We start from the raw sequence: 3,534 nt of genomic DNA, 5'->3' as shown, positions 1-3,534 counted from the left end.
GGACGCCACCGGCCGGCCGCCGCGCCCTCGGCCGTGCGCCGCTCCAGCCCGAAGCGGGGCAGAGGCGGACGCCGGCTGGTCGTGCCCCTGGTCCTGGTCCTGGTCCTGACCGCGGCGGTCGGCGGGGGCCTGACGCTGTGGGGCTGGGTGAGCGACTCGCTGGGCACGGGACTGCGCCTGGTGGGCGGAGACTTCCAACCGGCGGACGGAACGTTCGCGTCGCCCGTCGCCGGTGGCGGCGACGGTTCCAGCCAGGTGCTCAACGCCATCGCCGCGGTGGGCCCGACCGTGGTGGCGGTCGGCAGCGACACCACCAGCCCCGTCCCCCGGCCGCTGTTCCTCGTCTCACCGGACGGAGGCACGACCTGGCGGCTGGGGAAGGTGACCGGGTTCACCGGCCAGGAGGGCGGACCGGCCACGGTCGGCCTGGTCGCGGGCGGCGACGGCCGCTGGCTGGCGGCGGGCAACGAGCCGTCCGACGCCGGAGGACCCGCCGGAGGGCTCACCGTGGGACTGTGGAGCAGCGTCGACGGCCACCGCTGGAGCGCGGTGGACGCCGGAGGGCTGACCGCGTTCGCGAGCGGCGACAGGATCACGGACCTGGCCCGGACCTCCTCCGGCTTCGTCGCGGTCGGCACCGCCGTCCTCGATGACGGCACCGCGGGGGCCGCCGCCTGGACCTCGCCCGACGGGCGGAGCTGGACCAGGGTGGAGACCCCCGACATCGGCGCCCCCGACAGGGTCCGCGGCCTCAGGGCGGTCGCAGCCCGGGGGGGACGCCGTGGTCGCGCTGGCCGATCCGGCCCAGGGCGGTCCGGGCTCGGTCGTCCTGCGCTCCGGCGACGGAGGGCGGTCCTGGCTGCCGTCCGGCGTGGTGCTGGACGGCGTCGTCGCGCAGCCGGGCACGCTCGCCGTGGCCCGCAAGGGGTTCGTCCTGGTCCCGCTCCAGCAGCGCAGCGCCGAGGGGGAGGTGCGGGTGCACTGCTCGGCCGACGGCGGGAAGTGGGAGGCCTGCGGCGCCATCACGGGGCTGGACGCGCAGGGGTCGGGCGTCAAGCGCCTGACCTCCTCCCCCGAGGGGGTGGCGGCGGTCACCGAGACGGGCCTGGAGCGCTACGCCGTGCACACCAGCGCGGACGGCCGCGAGTGGACCAGGGCAGCCGACCTCGGCCGGCTGCCCGGCTCGCTGCGGGCCCTGGCGGTCTCCGGCACCGGCACGCTCGTCGTCGGCGGTGACGAGCGCGCCGCCGAGGTGGACAACCGGCTCGTCCTCATCACGGCGGCCAAGGGGAGCGAGGCGAAGGCGGTCCCCCTGGCCGAGATCCAGGGCCTGGTCCGGGCCGCCCGCGAGACGGCCCGGGTGGCCGCGGGGGAGGGTCGCTTCGTCGCCGTCGGCTCCGTCTTCGGCGACGCCGGGATCTGGAGCAGTCCCGACGGTGAGGACTGGCAGGCCGCGGGATCGGCGGAGGTTCTCGGCGGCGCGCACCGGCAGGCCCTCGGCGACGTGGCGTACGGTAGGAAGGGCTGGCTGGCGGTGGGCGGGTCCATGAGCGGCGCCTCCTCGACGGAGCCCCTGCTCGTCACCTCCGCCGACGGCGGCGACTGGCGCAGGGTCCCGGCCGCGGACGCGCTGAAGCCGGCGGGCGACCGCGACTTCCTCGCCCCGCACGCGGTCGCGGCCGGTCCGTCCGGCTACGTCCTGGCCGGTGAGGAGCGGGGCGCGGCCACCGCCGTCCCCGTCCTGTGGTTCTCCGCCGACCTGAAGCGCTACACCAGGGCGACGGGGCTGCCGCGGGCGGCGTGGGGGTGCGCCTGCACGACGTCTCGCCCACCTCGTCCGGCTACATGGCCGTCGGCGGCTCCGGTACGGCGGGGCACGAGACCGGCGTGGTGTGGGTCTCGGCCGACGGCGTCACCTGGACCGCACGCAAACCCGTCCTCCCGGTCGGCGCGACGTCCGCGGGACTGCGGCACGTGGTCACGTACGGCGGGCAGGCCGTCGCGATCGGCGCCGCCGAGACCGCTGAGGGCAGCCGGGCGTTCGGCGCCGTCTCCCGGGACAACGGGGCGACGTGGGAGACGGTCTGGCTCCCCGCCGACCAGGAGGCCGCCGTGCACGATCTGGCGGCGACCCAGGACGGGGTGGTGGCGGTGGGCCGGCAGGGCGCTCAGGGAGACTGGGACAGCGCGGTGTGGACCTCCGGGGACGGGCGGTCCTGGCGGCTGCACACGCCGACCCAGGGCCACCTGGCGGGCGGCGGCGTCCAGTGGCTCGGCGCCGTCGCGGTCTCCGGCGACCAGGTGGTGGCCCTGGGCCGGTCCACCACCTACGACGCCGACCACCTCACCCTGTGGCGCTCGACCCTGACGGCGGACCGATGACTCCCCACCCGGTGAGGGCGTCCAGCAGGCCGGAGACCAGGGGCAGGCGGGGCAGTTCGCCGGGGTCGAACCAGCGGGCGTCGGCGGCGTCGTCGCCGGGGACGAGCACGCCGCCGACGACCTCGGCCAGGTAGTCGCGGATCTCGTAGACCACGCCTCCCGGGCCGGGGCGGTCCACCGTGCCCGCCGGCGGTCCGACCGAGACCGTCAGCCCGGTCTCCTCGGCCACCTCCCGGACGACCGCCTCGGCGTCGGACTCGCCGGGCTCCACCCGGCCGCCGGGAACCGACCAGAGCCCCTCGCCGGGCGGGCGGCCGCGGCGGACGAGGAGCAGCCGCCGGGAATCATCGGTGATGATCGCCCCCACACAATTTACGCGCACCTGAACAAGATTACGGCTCCATAACGGACTGCGCTCTTGACTGACCGGTCATCGGAAGAGCACCGTGGGTAGGCGTGAGAGCATCGCCTACCTGCCCACGCTGTTTCGGCCCGCTTCGCCCGCCGAGTGCTTGGTCAAGCGCCTGGCGATGCGGCCCGCACGGCGACGTCCTGCCCCTGCAGTCCCCGCGGCAACCGTCGGAGGCGGCCGTGGAGGCCGTCGTCCGTGGGGCCCACGTCCCGGTCTGGATGCCGTGGCCGCTGCCGACCGGCTGGCTGGTCACCGGGTTCGCCGCGGCGGGCGACGAGCGCACCGGCACCCGGGCCACCGTCGTCGCGCTGTCCGGCCCCTCGCTGACCCAGGGCCCCGCCGACCTGCTGATCATCGCGGAGGAGCCGGGGGTGGGACTCGGCGCGGGGTTCGCCGGGCTGCCCGGCCCCGACCCGGGGGAGGGGTTCGGCGACGGCCCGCCGCACGCGAAGATCGACGTGAACGGCCACCCCGCCGCGCTCTGGTGCGTGAGCGGCGCCTCCGACCGGGCGGTCTACGCCGGTGAGGCGATGGGCGACTGGCTGTGGGCCGTGGTCTGGCCCGCCGACGCGGGCTGCCTGGTCGCCCTCTTCGAGCTCTCCCTGCGCGACCTGCGCGACGACGGGCAAGTGTTCGACCTGCCCTTCGGCGCCTTCTCGCCGCGTCTGGAGGTCGGGGAGGCCTGACGCTCCGGCGCGCCCGGCGGTGTCCCGTCCGGCCCCGGCCCCGGCCCCCGGCCG

4 protein-coding genes are annotated in these 3,534 nt (G+C 76.7%); 2 read left to right on the top strand and 2 right to left on the bottom strand.

The features are described from left to right. The coding region (locus tag ACWJ6R_RS32570) for a hypothetical protein (protein WP_449065899.1) at window positions 1-725 on the bottom strand (725 nt) is incomplete at its 3' end. Between the two features lie 56 nt (window positions 726-781). On the opposite strand from ACWJ6R_RS32570, the gene ACWJ6R_RS32565 reads away from it, so the two are divergent. Further along, window positions 782-2,368, top strand: coding sequence for a hypothetical protein (locus ACWJ6R_RS32565; protein ID WP_449065898.1), 1,587 nt, complete (start codon window positions 782-784; stop codon window positions 2,366-2,368). Here ACWJ6R_RS32565 and ACWJ6R_RS32560 read toward each other — a convergent pair. After that, the gene (locus tag ACWJ6R_RS32560) at window positions 2,345-2,749 is read right to left on the bottom strand and encodes an NUDIX hydrolase (RefSeq protein ID WP_449065897.1); all 405 of its coding nucleotides are present in this window, start codon (window positions 2,747-2,749) and stop codon (window positions 2,345-2,347) included. The two genes, ACWJ6R_RS32565 and ACWJ6R_RS32560, sit on opposite strands and share 24 nt — an antisense overlap. An 89-nt stretch (window positions 2,750-2,838) precedes the next feature. Between ACWJ6R_RS32560 and ACWJ6R_RS32555 the strand changes: the two genes are divergently transcribed. Further along, window positions 2,839-3,480: a DUF6758 family protein gene (locus ACWJ6R_RS32555; protein ID WP_449065896.1), complete on the top strand. Its 642-nt coding sequence runs from the start codon at window positions 2,839-2,841 to the stop codon at window positions 3,478-3,480. Window positions 3,481-3,534 lie beyond the last annotated feature (54 nt).

Source organism: Planomonospora algeriensis, from assembly GCF_977012225.1.
This window is presented reverse-complemented; position numbering and strand designations above follow the sequence as displayed.